Source organism: Mycobacterium sp. H4Y, assembly GCF_000364405.1.
Classification (GTDB): Bacteria; Actinomycetota; Actinomycetes; order Mycobacteriales; family Mycobacteriaceae; genus Mycobacterium; species Mycobacterium intracellulare.
Window position 1 is genome coordinate 887,112 of record NZ_AKIG01000002.1, and the last position, 17,040, is coordinate 904,151.

The window sequence follows — 17,040 nt, forward strand, 5'->3', positions numbered from 1 at the left end:
GAAGCGGGTCGGCGCGATCTGACCTAGCGGCGATCGGATCTAGTGGCGATCGCGAACCCCGTTATGCCGCCCCTGGATTGTCGGCTTCGTCGTCGTTGCTTTCGTGGTGGAGGAGTTTTTCGGGGTGGTGGTAGGTGTTGGTGGGGGGTTGGCCGCGCTCGAGGTGGGGTGGTGGTTTCCATTCGGTCTCGCCGCGGGTGTTCTTTCGGGTGGTCCAGCCGCCGGGGTCCAGCATGCGGTGATGCGGGCCGCAGGCGAAGGTCAGCTGGTTGATGTCGGTGCTGTGACACTTGCTGTAGTCGGTGACGTGGTGGACTTCGCAGTAATAGCCCGACACGGTGCATCCCGGGGCGGTGCAGCCGCGGTCCTTGGCGTACAACACGATTCGCTGCCCCGGGGAGGCCAGCCGCTTGGTGTGATAGAGCGCCAGGGCCTTGCCCTTATCGAAAATCGCCAAGTAGTGATGCGCGTGGCGGGCCAGGCGGATCACCTCACTCATCGGCAGGATGGTGCCCCCGCCGGTCAGGGCTCGCCCGGCGGCGGCCTCCAACTCGGCCAGGGTGGTGGTGACGATGATGGAGGCCGGTAACCCGTTGTGCTGACCCAACTCCCCAGAGGCCAACAGCCCACGCAGCCCGGCCAGCAGGGCATCGTGGCCGCGCTGAGCAGCCGAACGGGTATCACGGTCGATGGCGGCCTGGCTGGGCGTGCCCTCCACACACGGAATGTCATCGAGCGGGTTGCACATCCCCGGGGCACCGAGTTTGGCCTCCACGGCTTCGAGGGTGGCGCGTAGTTCGGGGGTGATCAGGCCCCGCAACTCCGACATGCCGTCGGCTTGTTGGTTGCCCAGGGTCACCCCGCGGCTGCGGGCCCGGTCCTCGTCGGTGAACGTGCCATCGGGGTTAAGCGCATCGGTGAGCCCGCGGGCCAATTCTTTGAGGTGTTCGGGGCCGAACTGGGTGCCGAACCCGGCCAGTTGGGCTTCGGCGAACTCACGCGCCGCAGCGCTCACCCAGCCGGGTAGTTGGTAGTAGAACTTGCGGATCACGGCCACCTGACCCGCGCCCAGGTCTCCGGCGCGCTGGGCCGCCGCGGTGGCCGCCAACACCGGCGGCAACGGTTCACCGGTCAGGCCGTGGCGCTGACCTAAATCGGCGGCCTCTTTGATACGCCGAGACGCTTCGTGACGGCTGATCAGGGTGCATTCCGTCAAAGCATGGGACAAGCCGCCGCCCAGATCCTGGGACGGGACTTGGCGGGCCAGCGAATTGAGCAGCGGATGCTCAATGACCGGGATGCGCCGGCGCAGCCTCTCACAGCGCTCCAACACCGCCAGCTGCTGCTGAACGGTCAACGCGTCGAGCACCAACGCACACGCGCGGTCCACCTCGGCATCGAGCGCGTCGAACACCGCGTCGACATCGGGCAGACCAGTGGAACTCACACCGCCAAACTATCGACACACACCGACAAAAAACCCCGGATTGTGACCACTGAAACCACAGTGACACAAGGAATTTCGATATGCGTTTTCCGTATTCGAAAACGCGTCCGCGTCAGGCGTCGCGACGGCTTGGCCAAGGAGAGAAGGCGACTCGGGACCCTAGCCGGCCGCCCGCTGCGCCGCGACGAACAGGTTCCCGGGCACGTAGTCCCGCACCTCCTTGGCCGCCGCTCGGCCATAGCCGGCCATCAACTCGTCGGACGGTGTCACCGTCACGTCCCAGCCATGACGGCCGAACCACTCGCCGACGTCCTCGCGCTCCTCGAAGTACCACAGCTCGTCGGTCCTCGGCACCTGCCGGTCGGGATCGACCTCGGCCATCAGCGCCGCGATGCGATCCATCCGCTCCCGGCGCCTCGCGCGAAGCTGGGGGTCGAGGAACTTGGGGCCCAGCGCCTCCACGGCCACCCGGCTGCCGGGGACGGTGAGTCCCTGAATGCGTTCGAACAGCAGCTCCTGCGCCGCGGCCGGCAGATAGGGCATCAACCCCTCGGCCGACCACACGCTGGGCGCGCTGACGTCAAAACCCGCCTGCCGCAACGCTTCCGGCCAATCCTGGCGCAGGTCCACCGCGACGGGGACGCGGTGACAGGCGGGCTGCGCGCCGTGCTCGGCGAGCGTCGACGCCTTGAAGTCCAGCACCCGGGGCTGGTCGAGCTCGTAGACCGTCGTCCCCGCCGGCCAGGCCAACCGCCACGACCGCGCGTCCAGACCCGCCGCCAAGATCACCGCCTGCCGGATGCCGGCGGCCGTCGCGTCGAGGAAGAACTGGTCGAAAAACGCGGTGCGCGAGGCCATGTAGCCGACCATCGATTGCATCTGCAGCGGCAGCGTCGGTTCGGCTTCGACGACAGCGTCAGGTAGTCGCCCCGCCGAATGCCAGTTCCACACGCCGTCACCGGCGGCGTCGAGGAAGAGCTGGGCGAACGGATCGCTGATCAACGGGTTCTCGCCGCGGGTCTCCGCGGCGCGGGCGGCGGCCACGCCCAGGGCGGTCGCCCCCACGCTCTCGGTGATCTCCCAGCTGTCGTTGTCGGTCCTGGCCACGCGCACGTCCTTCCCACTTCGCTAGCAGGGCTACGTACCCGACCCTACGCGCGGCGGATGAGTGGCAGCTGTCCCCGAGCCGGGTATTGAAGTTAACTTGTCGGCGAGCCCATCGGCAGGGGCGAATCCGAAGGATCGTTGATACATGCGAGTTGACGGGCGCGACATCCCCGTTTCCGGCAGCCTGCTGCAGCCACTGACCCGACGGACCAACGACATCCTGCGACTCGTCCTGGCCTCGCTCTTTTTGGCGCTGGTGATCACGGGTTCGTTGGTCACCCGCCCGCAGTGGATCGCGCTGGAGAAATCCGTCTCGCAGATCGTGGGCGTCCTGTCGCCCACCCAATCCGACGTGGTGTACCTGGCGTACGGGCTGGCGATCGTGGCCCTACCGTTCATGATCCTCATCGGCCTGATCGTCGCCGGGCAGTGGAAGCTGCTGGGCGCTTACGCGACCGCGGGGCTGAGCGCGATCGTGCTCTTGTCGATCAGCGGCACCGGCCTGGCGGCGCCCCGCTGGCACTTCGACGTCCACGACCGGCTGAGCACGCTGCCGGCGCAGCTGCTCGACGACCCGCGGTGGATCGGGATGCTGGCGGCGGTGCTGACGGTGTCGGGGCCCTGGCTGCCGGCGCGCTGGCGGCACTGGTGGTGGGCGCTGCTGTGGGCCTTCGTCCCGATCCACCTGGTGATCAGCGCCGTCGTTCCGGCGCGATCGCTGGTGGGGCTGGCGGTCGGGTGGGTGGTCGGCGCGCTGGTGGTGCTGGTGGTCGGCACCCCCGCGCTCGAGGTGCCGCTGGACGCCGCGGTGCGCGCGATGGCCAAAGCCGGCTTGGTCGTCTCGCGGCTCACTGTGGTCCGGCCGGCCGGGCGTGGCCCGCTGATTCTTTCGGCCGACGGCGACGACGATTCCGGCCGGACGGCGCTGGTCGAGCTGTACGGCCCGCACCAGCGCAGCGGCGGTGCGCTGCGCCAGCTGTGGGGGAAGCTGAAGCTGCGCGACACCGAGACCGCTCCCCTGGTGACGTCGATGCGGCGCGCGGTGGAGCATCGCGCGTTGATGGCGATCGCCATCGGTGACGCCGGCCTGGCCAACACCGCGACGGTCGCCCTCGCCCCGTTGGACCGGGGATGGATGCTGCACTCGCACAAGCCCGCTCGGGGCACGCCCATCGACCGCTGCGCGGCGACGACGCCCGTCGTCCGGCTGTGGGAAGCGCTGCGGATCCTCAACGACCGCCAGATCGCCCACGGCGATCTGCGCAGCCAGCACATCACCGTCGACGACGGCGCGGTGTTGTTCGGCAGCTTCGGCAGCGCCGAGTACGGCGCGACCGATGCCCAGCTGCAGTCGGATATCGCGCAGCTGCTGGTGACGGCGTCGGCGCTGTATGACCCGAAGTCCGCGGTGCGCGCCGCGATCGAGGTGTTCGGCGCGGACACCATTTTGTCGGCGTCCCGCCGGCTCACCAAAGTCGCTGTGCCGCGGTTCATTCGGCGGTCGGTGCCGGACGCCGGCACGGTCATCTCCGCCGCACGCGCGGAGGTGAAGCGCCAAACCGGCGCCGATCAGATCAAGCCGCAAACCATCACCCGCTTCACCCGCAGCCAGATGATCCAGCTGGTGCTCTTCGGCGCGCTGGTCTATGTCGCGTATCCTTTCATCAGCACGGCACCGACGTTCTTCTCGGAGCTGAAGACGGCGAACTGGTCGTGGGCGCTGGTGGGCCTGCTGGTGTCGGCACTCACCTACGTCGGTGCGGCCGCGGCGCTGTGGGCCTGCGCCGACGGCATGGTGAACTTCTGGACGCTGTCAATCGCCCAGGTGGCCAACACTTTTGCCGCGACCACCACGCCCGCCGGGGTCGGCGGGCTGGCGCTGTCGACGCGGTTTCTGCAGAAGAGCGGCCTGTCGGCCATGCGGGCGACCGCGGCGGTGGCGCTGCAGCAGTCGGTGCAGGTGATCGCCCATATCGCGCTGCTGGTCGTGTTCAGCGCCGCCGCCGGCGCCTCGATGAATCTCTCCCATTTCGTGCCGAGCGCGACCCTGCTGTACCTGATCGCGGGTGTGGCGCTGGGCATCATCGGGACGTTCTTGTTCGTGCCCACGCTGCGGCGGTGGCTGTCCACCGAGGTGCGCCCGAAGCTGAACGAGGTGGTCGGCGACCTGGTGAAGCTCGCCCGCGAGCCGCGGCGACTGGCGCTGATCCTGCTGGGCTGCGCGGGCACCACCCTCGGCGCGGCGCTCGCGCTGTGGGCCAGCATCGAAGCCTTCGGCGGGGGAACGACATTCGTCGCCGTCACGGTCGTCACGATGGTCGGTGGGACGCTGGCCTCGGCCGCCCCGACCCCCGGCGGCGTCGGTGCCGTCGAGGCGGCGCTGATCGGTGGCCTGGCCGCCTTCGGGGTGCCGGCGGCGATCGGTGTGCCGTCGGTGCTGCTGTACCGGATGCTGACCTGCTGGCTGCCGGTGTTCGTCGGGTGGCCGGTGATGCGCTGGCTGACCACCAACGAGATGATCTGAGGAATCCCGGTCAGGAGTTGCCGGATTCGGCCTGCGTGACCACCAGAACCGTTGACCTGCGCGCGCTTTCGCCGGCCGTGGTGGTCAAGTACACCAGGTGGTAGTCCTCGGGAACCGACTGCGCCACCGTGATCGGGACGGAAACCGCGGCCGATCCGCCGTTGCCGAAGCGGCCGGGCGTGGGCGCCACGGTGATCCCGGCGTCGGTGGACGTGCCGGAAACCGTGTAGCCGTCGGGGACGTCGCGGCCGTCGATCATCCGTTGCGCGTCGAGGGTGACCGTGCCCGTGCGCCCCGGCGCGATCGTCACGACGGGTTGAGCGACGTTGACGGTCAACGCCGAGCTGCCCGCCCCGAACGACGGCGGCGCGTCCGCTTCGGATGTGCCCCAACGCTTGTCGGGATAGGCGGCGAGCGAGAACGTCAGCGTGCCGCCGGTGGTGATGATCGTCTCCGGCAGTGACGTGTGCTCGGTGGGCCGGCCGTCGACCTTCAGGCCGCTGATGTATTTGAGGTGGTGCGGCCCCGACGCGCCCGGCGCGGAGATCCGGAGGAATTTGCCTGCGGGCAGCGCGATTTCGATTCGGTCGAACAGCGGCGCGCCCACGGTGAGGATCGGCGTGCCCGGGGTGGCCGGGTACACGCCCAGCGCCGCCCACACGTACCAGGCGGCCAGCGCGCCCAGGTCGTCGTTGCCCGGCTCCCCGTCGGCGGTCGGCGCGAACAGTCCACGCACCCGGTCGACCGTGCGCTGGGTCTTCCACGGTTGCCCGATGTAGTTGTATAGCCATGGCACACCGAAACTCGGCTCGTTGCCCGCCCACAGGTAGGGCTGGTTGGGGCCGACGTTGAGCTTCTCGGTGAACCGATCGAGCCGGTCGGCCACGGCCGCGCGGCCGCCCAGGGCGGTCACCAGGCCCGCGACGTTGTGCGGCACCGACCAGACGTACTGCTCGGCGTTGCCCTCGTCGTACCCGACCTGGCCGAAGTTCTCCGGGGACACCACGACCGCGGGGCCGGGGCGGAAGAACCCGCTCCAGCTGCGGGGCACCACGGATCGGGTGGTGGGATTGAACAGGTTCTGCCAGTACTGCGACCGATTCTGGAATTCGGCGGCGGTCGCGGCGTCCCCGAGCGAGTCGGCGAATCGGGAGATGGCGAAGTCGTCGACCGACCACTCCAACGTGATCGAGGCGTCGGAGATCCAGCCGTTACGGCCGAATACCAGGGTGAACGGCGCATAACCGAACCGCAGGTAGGTCTCGATGCCCGGCCGCTCCACGTAACCGGCCAGCCCCGCCCCGCCCTTGGTCGCCCCGTCCACCATGTAGCGCAACGCGGCACGGACGTCGAAGTCCTTGGCCCCGAACGTGTTCAGGCTGACGATGAACGGCACCACGCTGTCCCCGGTCATCTCGCCGGTCGCGGCGTTGGCGAACGCCCAGCGCGGCAGCGAACCACTCTGCTGGGCGTCGTTGACCAGCGATTGCGCCATGTCGCTGGCCCGGTCCGGAAAGAGCATCGCCTGCAACGCCGCCAGGCACCGGTAGGTGTCCCAGTCGGAGAAATTGGCGTACTGGGTGTGGCCCGCGGCCACGGTGTGGATAGCGCCGTCGAACCCGACGTAGCGCCCGTCGGCGTCGTTGAACATGTTGGGGTGCAACAGGGATCGGTACAGGGAGGTGTAGAAGGTGGTCAGATCGTCGACATTCCGGCCGGCCACCGAGATGCGGGACAGCGCGGCGTTCCATTCCCGCGAGGCGGCGGCGCGCACGTCGTCGAAGCCGGCGGCGTCCTCGGCCGCCAGGTTGGCCCGCGCGCCCTCGATGCCGACGTAGGAGATGGCGGTGCGCACCTCGAGCGTCGTGCCGGCCGGGAATTCGACGTAGCCGCCGCTGTACGGCGCGTTCGCGCTGCGGGCACCGGCGTAGACCGTGGCGCCGTCCCAGGATCCGAAGGAGGTGAAGGGCCGGCTGAATTTCATGGCGAAATACACCGTGTAGGCGTTCGGCTTGTCGCAGAACCCCCCGCTGGTGGCCCAGCCGGTGATGGTGGTGTTGTCCTCCCCGATCTGGATGGTCGCGCGGGAGTTTCCCGCCAACGACGAGCCCGAGCGGACCTGCAACAGGGCGGGGCGGCCGTTGCGCGGGTAACTGAATCGCCCGACGCCCGTGTGCGCGGTGGCGGTCAGTTCGGCCCTCACGCCGGTGTCGGGAAACCGCACGGCGTAGTAGCCGGGCACGCCCTGCTCGGTGTCGTCGTGGGCGATCGTCTCCCAGGCGTTCCAGGGTTGCGGGCCGACGCCGCCGGTGGCCGGAAGCATCGAGATGTCGCCGAACGCAGCGCATCCCACCGACGCGTGGGTCATGCTGAACCCGGTCGAGCGCGGGTTGTCGTAGTTGTATCCGGCGTAGTTGCCGACGGTGTCCGGCGAGTACTGCACCATCCCGAACGGCACGGTGGCGCCGGGAAAGTTGTTGATCTCGCCGACCGTCTCGCCGCCCGTGCCGGTGCCGATGAGCGTCGCGACGTGGTCGACCGGATTGGCCACGAAGACGGGTGGGCCGTCATACCCCTTCGGCGGGGCGGCGGCGATGAAGGTCATGAAGACGGCCGACGCCGCGATGACCGCAATCAGCGCCCTTCGTGACCGCATAGAAGTCTCTTACTCCGATACGACCGCGCAGCGGCGCATTGCGGTGGCGTTTCCCCCGGGAATTGGAAAACGATCGCCCGACAACCGGGATGACGGCAAAATAGGCGAAAGATTCTGGCAAACATTTATTGCCTTTCGGCTACTGTCGTTTCAGCGTGCCGTACGCAGGTATCGGCCCCATTCTCGGGAGATGGGATTAATGAAACATTTGACCCTAGCAACCATTTCCGTGGCGCTGAGTTTGGCGCTCGCCGGTTGCGGCCACGACCACAAATCCAGTGACAAAACGTCCACGCCGACGACGTCGTCGACGAGCCCCTCGCAAACCACCGCGGCACCGGCGGCGAAGGCCAAATACACCATCGCCGACTACGTCAAGGACAACAACATCGCCGAGACGCCCGTCCGCCACGGCGATCCCGGGCCGAACGTCGACCTGCCGGTGCCCATGGGCTGGCAGCTCAATCAGAACTCGGGCACCTCCTACGGCGGCATCGTGCAGACCCAGCCCGCCAATCCTGCCGATCCGCCGTCGGTTTCGGCGCTGTTCTCCAAGCTCACCGGCAACGTCGACCCGGCCAAGCTCATCCAGTACGCCCCGGGCGAGGTGCAGAATCTGCCCGGATATCAGGGCGGCGGGGACGGCTCCGCGTCCACCCTCGCCGGGTTCCAGGCCTGGCAGCTGGGCGGCACGTACCAGAAGAACGGCAAGACCCGCGTCATCGCCCAGAAGACCGTGGTGATCCCCAGCCAGGGCGCGGTTTACGTGCTGCAGCTCAACGCCGATGGCCTGGAGAGCGATCAGGGGCCGCTGATGGACGCGACCAGCGTCATCGACGACCAGACCACCATCACGACCGGCTGAGTAGTAGGCCGAGGAGCCGGAGGGCCCTACATAGGAGAAACGGATGACAGAGCGGTCATACGCGGTAGATGCCGGGCATCCGCCGTCGGCGTTATTGCGTGTCGTCAACCCGGTGATGGGGCTTTTGCTGCGCAGCCCCTTTGCCGGCGCCGCGCGCAAGCAATTCATGGTGTTGAGTTTCACCGGACGCAAGAGCGGGCGTCCGTACTCAGTTCCGTTGAGCGCGCATGTGATTGACGGTCAGCTCTACGCGCTGACGGGCGCGCCGTGGAAGCAGAACTTCCGCGACGGCGGCCCCGTCGACGTGGTGTACGACGGCACGACGACGGCGATGCGTGGCGAGCTCATCCGCGACCGGGCCGTCGTTTCCGATCTGTTGCTGCGCGCCGCCGAGTCTTATGGCGTGGCGCGCGCGCAGCGCATGATCGGGCTGAAGTTCCGCGATCGCCGCATCCCGACCCGCGACGAGTTCGCCGAGGCGGTCGACCGGCTCCACCTGGGGGCCGTCCGGCTGAGTGCGATCGGCTAGCCGCTCAGCCGGTGGGGTGGTCGGGCGCCCGCAGGTGCGCGGCGCGCAGGCACCGGTCGAAGCGCGAACGCGCGGTGATGACTTCCTTGCCCAGCGCCGTGAAGTCGTCGGCGATGCGTTGGGCGAGCACCCCGAGCTTCGTGTTTTTCGATTGGGACAGCGATTTGAGCATGGTGAAGGCGGCGTCCTCGTCGATGCCGTAGATCAGCATCAGCATCCCCTTGGTGCGGTCGATGACGCCGCGGCGCCCGACGATCTCGGCGACCTTGGCGCTGATGGATTCCTCCCGATTGCGCGCGGGCGGCGGCGTGACCTCGATGTAGAAGCCGTGGGTCCCGACGACCTCGTCGTTGTCGTCGCAGAACCGGTCGCCCACCACGATGACGTGGTGGATGAGGCCGCGGGTGTCCACGATGCGATGCCGCACGCTGAACGCCTGACGACGCCTGATCATGTCGTTGATGCCGTCGATCACCTGAGGCCGGTCCGCCGGGTGTTTGTGCGACAGCACCAGCTCGGTCGTGGGGGTCACGGTGCCGGGCTCGTAGCCGTGCATGCGCTGGACCTGGTCGGACCATACCCAGCGGTGGCCCTCGAAGTAGAAGCGGAACCAGCCGGCCCGCTGCGGGACGGCGCCGGCCAAACCGCGCTCGATCGCCGCGGCCTGGCGGTCTAATTCCCAAGCCACGGTGGGTTTTTCGCGTCGACGGCAAGCGGACCGGTAACAGCGTGCATCGGCGATCTCGAATGGATCGCCGACCCCCGGGCGGGAAATCCGGAACTGCGCATGCAGGAGTGAGATACCCCCATGGCCGTGAGGTTACAGTTTCTGACCGGTGGTCACCGCGGAAATCAGGAAATTGCCGGGCGAGTAAGTTTTCGGCGCGCTCATTGGCACGAACCCGCGCCGGCGGCCGCCCGGGTCCGGGTGATAACGGGCTCTTCGGCGGGTTGTTCGAAGCCGGCGTCGACCACGGCGCGCCGCACCGCCTCACCGACCGCCCCGGCGCGCGCGATCGGCACCAGCGCGATCACGCAGCCACCGAATCCGCCGCCGGTCATCCGCGCCCCCAGCGCGCCCGCGCGCACCGCGGCCGCCGCGATCAGGTCGATGCGTTCGGTGGTGATGTCGAAGTCCTCACGCATGGAGGCGTGCGAGGCGGTGAAGATCCGCCCGGCCTCGGCGTAGTTCCCATCGCCCAGTGCCGCAACGCAATCGATGACCCGCTGGTTCTCGCTCAGCACGTGGCGGGCGCGACGGGCATCGACCGGGTCCCGCACGGCGCCGAGGTCGGCGGGCCCGCGATCGCCGACCTCGCGCAGCGACGTCGCCCCGAGGTCGGCGGCGGCGCGCTCGCACGACTGACGCCGCGCCGCGTAGTCGCCGCCGGCATGGCTGTGGCGCTCCCGGGAGTCGATCAGCAGCAGGGCGACGCCGGCGGCGTCGGGGTCGAAGGCCACCGGCGTGACGGCGAGGTCGGCGAAGTCGATCAGCACCGCCGTCGCCGGCCGGCCGAACAGCGAGGCGAGCTGGTCGAGCAAACCCGTTGGGGCGCCCACGTACTCGTTTTCGGCGCGCTGGGCGAGGCGGGCCTGGTGCTTGCGGTCGATGCGCACGCCCGCGGCCGAGGCGATCGCCCCCAGCGCCGCGCATTCCAGGGCCGCCGAGGAGGACAGGCCCGAGCCCATTTCCACATCGCTGGTGATCGACATCGTGCCGCCGGGCACCGGGTAATCCGCCTGGCGCAGCGCCCAGACCACCCCGGCCACGTAGGCCGCCCAGCCGGTGACCTCCCCCGGGGCGGTGCCGAGCGCAATGCGCACCGGGGCGTCCGCGCGCTCACTGGTCACGGTGATCGCGTCGCCGGGGCCGGGCGTGAACGTCGCCACCGTGCGCTGCGGCAAGGCGATCGGCAGCGAGAAACCCAGGTTGTAGTCGGTGTGCTCGCCGATCAGGTTGATCCGTCCCGGCGCGCCGTAGCGCACCGTCACTGCAGTTCCCGTAACCGCTGCGCCACGCTTTCGGGGGTGACGTCACCGATGAAGGCGTCCATCGCCGATTCGGAGGCCGCCAGGTATTTGAGCTTGGTCGCGCTGCGGCGGATGGACATCAGTTCGACGTGGAAGTACCCGTCCGCCTGGACCCCGGCCCCGGAATACTGGTGCACCGCCGAAATGTAGGGCAGCGGCGTCGAATACATGCGGTCGAAGCGCCGCAGCACGTCGAGGTAGATGGCCACGAACCCGTCCAGCTCGTCCTCGTCGAGGCCGATCACGTTGGGCACGAACCGGTTCGGGTAGATGTGCACCTCGACCGGCCAGCGCGCGGCGAAGGGCACGAACGCGGTGAACACCTCGTTGCGCGCGACGATGCGGCCCCCATCGGTGACCTCGCGGGCCAGCAGATCACCGAACAGGTTGCCGCCGTGCTTGTTTCGATGCGCCCGCGCCTGCTCCAGCATGGCGACCGTCCGCGGCGTCAGGTAGGGATAGCCGTAGATCTGGCCGTGCGGATGGGTGAGGGTGACCCCGATCTCCTCGCCGCGGTTCTCGAAGCAGAACACCTGCTCGATGCCCGGCGCGGCCATCAGGTCGGCCGTGCGGTGGCGCCACGCATCGACCACCAGCCGCGCGTGCGCCGGCGTCAACGCCGCGAAGGAGCCGGTGTGATCGGCCGAAAAGCAGATCACCTCGCAGCGCCCGGGCGCCGGGGTCGACACGAAGCCGTCGGCGTCGCCGGGATCGGGAAGCGGCGTCGCGGCGCCCGACAGGCTGGGAAAGCGGTTCTCGAACACGACGACGTCGTAGTCGGGCGCGGGCACCTCGCTGGTCAGCCCGGTCGGGCCCGGGCACAGGGGGCACGCGTCGGGCGGCGGCTTGTAGGTGCGGTCCTGGCGCAGCGCCGCGACGATCACCCACTGCCCGGTCGTCCGGTCGAACCGCAACTGCGACTGTTCGGCCGTACGCGGCGGCAGGGGCCGGCGGTCCTCGACCGGCGCCGGACGATGCCCGGGCAGCGAGAAGAACAGCAGGTCACGGCCGTCAGCCAGCTTCGCTCGCGTCGGCTCAGTCACGATGTCGAAGACTAGCTTGGTCGCCGGCACCCGGTTCGGGTAACCATGGGGGTACGCGATAGAGAGGCGGTCACCGGAATAACTGTCCTGTACGAACGCGCCCGCAACTGGGTGATCGGCTCCGATCCGGGCTTGCTTCGGCTGCGGATGGCGACTCGGACAACGGCCGCGCTGGGCCTTTCGCTGCTGGTCCTTTTCGTCCTCACCAGGGCGACGGGACAACCCCTGACCGTCGCGCTGCTGGGCGTCGTCATCACCATGGTCGCGTCGCGGTCAGTCAACGAGCCCGACCCGCGCCAGCAACGAATCACCATGGCGCTCTTGCCCGTTCCCGCCGCGCTGGCCATCACCGCCGCCGCGCTGCTGGCCCCGCACGTGGTGGCCAGCGATGCCGTCTTCGTGCTGATCGTGTTCACCGCGGCCTACATCCGCCGCTTCGGGGCGCGCGGCAGGGCGCTGGGGATGGTCGCGTTCATGTCGTACTTCTTCACGCTGTACCTGCGGGCCCGCGTCTCGGAGCTGCCCTGGATGATCGGGGCGGTCGCGGTGGGCACGGTGTGCACGTACGTGATGACCGCCTACGTGCTGCCCGACCGCCCCGAGCGGGTGCTGCGCGCCACCATCCGGGCGCTGCGGGCGCGGATGGCGATCGTCATCGACACCACCGCCGAAGCGGTGCGGACGGGCCGCCTCGACGAACGGCGGCGCCGCCGCATGCGGGCGCGCACCACGCGGCTCAACGAGACCGCCCTGCTGGTGCAGAGCCAGATCGAGGACAAAGCCGATCCCGGCGCGCTGTGGCCCGGCGTCACCGCCGAACAGCTGGCCCCCTGGCTGCTGGACGCCGAGTTGGCCATCGAATGGGTCGCCACCGCCGGTCGGCGGGCCGCCGCCGTGGCGGGTGAGGCCCCGGAATCCATCCCGATCGGCACGCGGGTCCCGCTCGTCGACGCGCTCTCGCAGCTGGCCCGCGCGATCCGCCTGCCCGAACCCGAGGGGCTGCGGCGGGCGGCCGCCCGCGCGCAACGGCTGCTGGACGAGCTGCCCGAGGCTGGAGCCGCGGCCGAGGACGACCCGGGCGCCACCGCGGTCCGCCGCCTCGCCCTGGCGATCATCAACGCCGCGGGGGCGACGTCCGACGTGCGGGCGATCGTCGATCGGATGGCCGCCGGCGCCCCCCTTGACGAAACCGGCGGCGAGCGGCCGGCGGCCGACGAGCGCGCCGCGCCGGAGGGGGCCGCCGACGAGGCACGCCCCGGCGGGCTGCTGCCGACCACCCGGCAAGCCATCCAGGTCTGTATCGCCGCCTCGCTGGCCATCGTCACCGGGGAGCTGGTCTCGCCGGACCGGTGGTATTGGGCGGTGATCGCCGCGTTCGTGATCTTCGCCGGCACCAACTCGTGGGGCGAAACCCTGACCAAGGGCTGGCAACGCCTGCTCGGCACCCTGCTCGGCGTGCCCGCCGGCGTGCTGGTGGCCACGCTGCTGACCGGCCACGAAATTGGCGCTCTCGCCGGCATTTTCGTGTGTCTGTTCTGCGCCTTCTATTTCATGACGGTCACCTACAGCCTGATGACCTTCTGGATCACCACGATGCTGGCGCTGCTGTACGGCCTGCTCGGCCAGTTCTCCTTCGGCGTGCTCATGCTGCGGATCGAAGAGACCGCGATCGGCGCCGTCATCGGGGCGACGGTGGCCGTCGTCGTGTTGCCGACGAACACCAGAACCGCGATCCGCGCCGACACCCGCACCTTCCTGACGAGCCTGTCGGCGCTGATCGAGGTGTGCGCCGCCACCATGTGCGGAGAGGGCGGCGCCAGCCCGTCCGAGCAGGCGCGTCAGGTCGATCGGGATCTGCAGCAGTTCCGGGTCACCGCCAAGCCGCTGTTGGCGGGCGTCGCCGGACTCGCGGGGCGGCGCAGCATCCGCCGCGCCCTGGGCATCTTCACCGCGTGTGACCAATACGGCCGCAGCCTGGCACGCAGCAGCGAGCAGTATCGGGACCCCGTCGGGTCACCGCCGCCGGCCCCGAAACTGGCGCAGGCGTTTTCGGCGGCCGCCGCCCAGACGCGACGCAACATCGAGGCGTTGCAGGAGGCCATCGAGGGGGGTCACGCACCGACCCTGGTCTCGGCGGCCGACGACCTCGACGCCGCGGAAACCCTGGCGCGACAACAGGACGGCGACGGCCACGGCGCCGAGCCGCGGCCCGAGACCCGGCGGTACCTCACCGCGGTGCACGCCCTTCGCCAGATCGAGCGGGCCGTCATCACCGCCGCCACCAACCTCGGTGGACGCGAACGCGTGCGGACGGCCGAGCCCGCGTCACGCTGAGGCGCTTTGCTACCGATCGCGCGCGGCCGCGGCTACCATCGTGCTGACCGCCGCGGTCCGTAGCCACAGCCGAGGAGAAATCCCATGGCCACACCGAACCTCCCGCCGGGCTTTGATTTCACCGATCCCGACATCTACGCGCACCGGCTGCCGGTGCGGGAGTTCGCCGAACTGCGCGCCACCGAACCGGTCTGGTGGAACGAGCAGGCGCCGGATAAGGGCGGGTTCGGCGACGGCGGCTACTGGGCGGTGACCAAGCATCGCGACATCCGCGACGTCTCGCTGCGCAGCGACGTGTTCTCGTCGGCCGCCAAGTCGATCGTGCCGCGTTACCGGGAAGACTTGGCGGCCGGGCAGATTGAGGCGGGCCGGGCGTCGATGATCATGATGGACGACCCCGAGCACAGCCGGTTGCGCAAGATCGTGTCGCGGGCCTTTACACCGCGCGCGGTCGAGCGGCTGCGCGCCGAACTGTCCGAGCGGGCCCGGTGCATCGTCACCGAGGCCGCGGCGGCGGGGTCGGGCGACTTCGTCCGCCAGGTGGCCTGCGAGTTGCCGCTGCAGGCCATCTCCGCGCTGCTCGGGGTTCCGCATGAGGACTACGACAAGCTGTTCGACTGGACCAACAACATGATCGGCAGCGACGATCCGGAATTCGCCGGCAACGACGCGCTGACCTCGGCCGGCGAATTGATGTGGTACGCCATGCAATTGGCGGCGCGCAAGGCCGAAGAACCTGGCGACGATATCGTCACCACCCTGATTCAGGCCGATGCCGACGGCCAGCGCCTGTCGGAGGCCGAATTCGGCATGTTCGTGGTCACGCTGGCCGTCGCGGGAAACGAGACCACGCGCAACTCGATCACCCAGGGGATGATGGCCTTCACCGACTATCCGGACCAGTGGGAGCTCTTCAGGGCGCGGCGACCCAAGACCGCGGCCGACGAGATAATCCGTTGGGCCACACCGATCACCGCGTTCCAGCGCACCGCGCGCGAGGACACCGAGCTCGGCGGTGTGGCCATCAGAGAAGGTCAGCGGGTGGTGCTGTTCTACCGCTCGGCCAACTTCGACGAAGAGGTCTTCGACGACCCGTTCACCTTCGACATCCTGCGCAGCCCCAACCCGCACCTCGGTTTCGGCGGCACCGGGGCGCACTACTGCATCGGCGCCAACCTGGCCCGCATGACGATCGATGTGATGTTCAACGCGCTGGCCGACCGGCTGCCCGACCTGGCCCCGCTGGGAAATCCGGAGCGCCTGCGGTCGTCGTTCATCAACGGCATCAAGCACTGGCCCGTCGATTACCGAGGCGGCCACCCGGTCGCCTCATGAGGATCGCCATCAGCGGTGCCGGCGTGGCCGGGGCGGCGCTCGCCCACTGGCTGCATCGGACCGGCCACACGCCGACGCTGATCGAGCAGGCGCCGCACCTGCGCACCGGCGGCTACATGATCGACTTCTGGGGCGTGGGCTACCAGGTGGCCAAGCGGATGGGCATCGAAGGGCCGATCCGCGCCGCCGGATACGAGATGGAACGGCTCCGCTCGGTCGGCCCTCGCGGCGAGATCAAGGCGGACGTGGACGTCGACGTCTTTCGCCGCCTGCTCGGCGCCGACTTCACCAGCCTGCCGCGCGGCGATCTGGCCGCGGCGATCTACGCCACCATCGAGGACGAGGTCGAAACGGTCTTCGGCGACAGCATCTCGTTCGTCGACGAGCGCGACGACGGGGTCCGACTCGGGTTCGAGCGCGGCGGCGCGCGCGATTTCGACCTGCTGATCGGCGCCGACGGGCTGCACTCCAACGTGCGCCGCCTGGTCTTCGGGCCCGAACGAGAATTCGAGCGCTATCTGGGCTGCAAGGTGGCGGCCTGCGTGGTCGACCGTTACCGGCCGCGCGACGAGCTGGCCTACGTCACCTATGCCGAACCCGGCCGCCAATTGGCGCGTTTCGCGCTGCGCGGCGACCGCACCACGTTCCTGTTCATCTTCCGCGCCGACCACGACGGCACCGACACACCGCCGAAAGACCAGCTGCGCAACACCTTTGCCGACTGCGGCTGGGAAGCCCACGACATGCTGGCCGCGCTCGACGACGTTGACGACCTCTACTTCGACGTCGTCAGCCAGATCCACATGAACCGCTGGTCGCGGGGGCGCGTGCTGCTCATCGGGGATGCGGCCGGCTGCATTTCGCTGCTCGGCGGTGAGGGCACCGGCCTGGCGATCGCCGAGGCCTACGTGCTGGCCGGCGAACTCGGGCGCGCCGGGGGCGACCATCGCCGCGCGTTCGACGCCTACGAGATGCGGCTGCGTCCCTTCATCGAGGGCAAGCAGGCCGGCGCGGCGCGGTTCATCGGGTTCTTCGCCACCCGGACCCGATTCGGGCTGTGGTTCCGCGACCTGGCGCTGCGCACCATGAATTTCGCCCCGATGACACGGCTTCTCGCGCGCGACGTGCGCGACGACTTCGAGCTGCCCGACTACGGCATCTAGCCACCG

12 protein-coding genes are annotated in these 17,040 nt (G+C 69.2%); 6 read left to right on the forward strand and 6 right to left on the reverse strand.

The window, feature by feature from the left end; translation table 11 throughout:
• Window positions 1-61 precede the first annotated feature (61 nt).
• Both W7U_RS18025 and W7U_RS18030 read right to left on the reverse strand, forming a co-directional pair.
• Window positions 62-1,447, reverse strand: a complete 1,386-nt coding sequence (locus tag W7U_RS18025) for an HNH endonuclease signature motif containing protein (RefSeq protein ID WP_008260978.1) — start codon at window positions 1,445-1,447, stop codon at window positions 62-64.
• A gap of 159 nt (window positions 1,448-1,606) precedes the next feature.
• Entirely contained in the window at window positions 1,607-2,554 is a 948-nt protein-coding gene (locus W7U_RS18030; protein ID WP_008260979.1) for a class I SAM-dependent methyltransferase, read from the reverse strand.
• 145 nt (window positions 2,555-2,699) lie between these two features.
• Between W7U_RS18030 and W7U_RS18035 the strand changes: the two genes are divergently transcribed.
• Complete coding sequence (locus W7U_RS18035) at window positions 2,700-5,078, forward strand: lysylphosphatidylglycerol synthase transmembrane domain-containing protein (RefSeq protein ID WP_008260980.1); 2,379 nt, start codon at window positions 2,700-2,702, stop codon at window positions 5,076-5,078.
• A gap of 10 nt (window positions 5,079-5,088) precedes the next feature.
• Here W7U_RS18035 and W7U_RS18040 read toward each other — a convergent pair whose 3' ends face one another.
• A complete protein-coding gene (locus W7U_RS18040) occupies window positions 5,089-7,734 on the reverse strand; it encodes a GH92 family glycosyl hydrolase (protein WP_008260981.1) in 2,646 nt (881 codons plus the stop codon).
• Between the two features lie 199 nt (window positions 7,735-7,933).
• Here W7U_RS18040 and W7U_RS18045 point away from each other — a divergent pair, with 199 nt between their 5' ends.
• Both W7U_RS18045 and W7U_RS18050 read left to right on the forward strand, forming a co-directional pair.
• A complete protein-coding gene (locus W7U_RS18045) occupies window positions 7,934-8,599 on the forward strand; it encodes an LpqN/LpqT family lipoprotein (protein WP_008260982.1) in 666 nt (221 codons plus the stop codon).
• 43 nt (window positions 8,600-8,642) lie between these two features.
• Window positions 8,643-9,128 (forward strand): hypothetical protein, encoded by a 486-nt coding sequence (locus W7U_RS18050; protein ID WP_008260983.1) that lies wholly within the window; start codon window positions 8,643-8,645, stop codon window positions 9,126-9,128.
• A 4-nt stretch (window positions 9,129-9,132) separates the two neighbouring features.
• Here the strand turns inward: W7U_RS18050 and W7U_RS18055 are convergent, their stop codons facing one another.
• The 3 genes from W7U_RS18055 to galT form a co-directional block, all read right to left on the reverse strand.
• A complete protein-coding gene (locus W7U_RS18055; RefSeq protein WP_008260984.1) occupies window positions 9,133-9,816 on the reverse strand; it encodes a PAS and ANTAR domain-containing protein in 684 nt (227 codons plus the stop codon).
• Between the two features lie 200 nt (window positions 9,817-10,016).
• Window positions 10,017-11,120, reverse strand: coding sequence for a galactokinase (locus tag W7U_RS18060; protein WP_008260985.1), 1,104 nt, complete (start codon window positions 11,118-11,120; stop codon window positions 10,017-10,019).
• A complete protein-coding gene (gene galT, locus W7U_RS18065; protein ID WP_008260986.1) occupies window positions 11,117-12,232 on the reverse strand; it encodes a galactose-1-phosphate uridylyltransferase in 1,116 nt (371 codons plus the stop codon). Before galT ends, W7U_RS18060 begins: the two co-directional genes overlap by 4 nt.
• Window positions 12,233-12,313: 81 nt before the next feature.
• Between galT and W7U_RS18070 the strand changes: the two genes are divergently transcribed.
• The 3 genes from W7U_RS18070 (at window position 12,314) to W7U_RS18080 (ending at window position 17,034) form a co-directional block, all read left to right on the forward strand.
• Window positions 12,314-14,536, forward strand: a complete 2,223-nt coding sequence (locus tag W7U_RS18070) for an FUSC family protein (RefSeq protein ID WP_008260987.1) — start codon at window positions 12,314-12,316, stop codon at window positions 14,534-14,536.
• Window positions 14,537-14,620: 84 nt separating this feature from the next.
• Window positions 14,621-15,871 (forward strand): cytochrome P450, encoded by a 1,251-nt coding sequence (locus W7U_RS18075; RefSeq protein WP_008260988.1) that lies wholly within the window; start codon window positions 14,621-14,623, stop codon window positions 15,869-15,871.
• The gene (locus tag W7U_RS18080) at window positions 15,868-17,034 is read left to right on the forward strand and encodes an FAD-binding domain (protein WP_008260989.1); all 1,167 of its coding nucleotides are present in this window, start codon (window positions 15,868-15,870) and stop codon (window positions 17,032-17,034) included. Before W7U_RS18075 ends, W7U_RS18080 begins: the two co-directional genes overlap by 4 nt.
• Window positions 17,035-17,040 lie beyond the last annotated feature (6 nt).

What these genes read in the sequence shown, in the direction of transcription:
- W7U_RS18035 (WP_008260980.1), top strand. Translation starts at nt 2,700, where the DNA reads ATGCGAGTTGACGGGCGCGACATCCCCGTTTCCGGCAGCCTGCTGCAG.
- W7U_RS18040 (WP_008260981.1), bottom strand. Translation starts at nt 7,734, where the DNA reads ATGCGGTCACGAAGGGCGCTGATTGCGGTCATCGCGGCGTCGGCCGTC.
- W7U_RS18045 (WP_008260982.1), top strand. Translation starts at nt 7,934, where the DNA reads ATGAAACATTTGACCCTAGCAACCATTTCCGTGGCGCTGAGTTTGGCG.
- W7U_RS18050 (WP_008260983.1), top strand. Translation starts at nt 8,643, where the DNA reads ATGACAGAGCGGTCATACGCGGTAGATGCCGGGCATCCGCCGTCGGCG.
- W7U_RS18075 (WP_008260988.1), top strand. Translation starts at nt 14,621, where the DNA reads ATGGCCACACCGAACCTCCCGCCGGGCTTTGATTTCACCGATCCCGAC.
- W7U_RS18080 (WP_008260989.1), top strand. Translation starts at nt 15,868, where the DNA reads ATGAGGATCGCCATCAGCGGTGCCGGCGTGGCCGGGGCGGCGCTCGCC.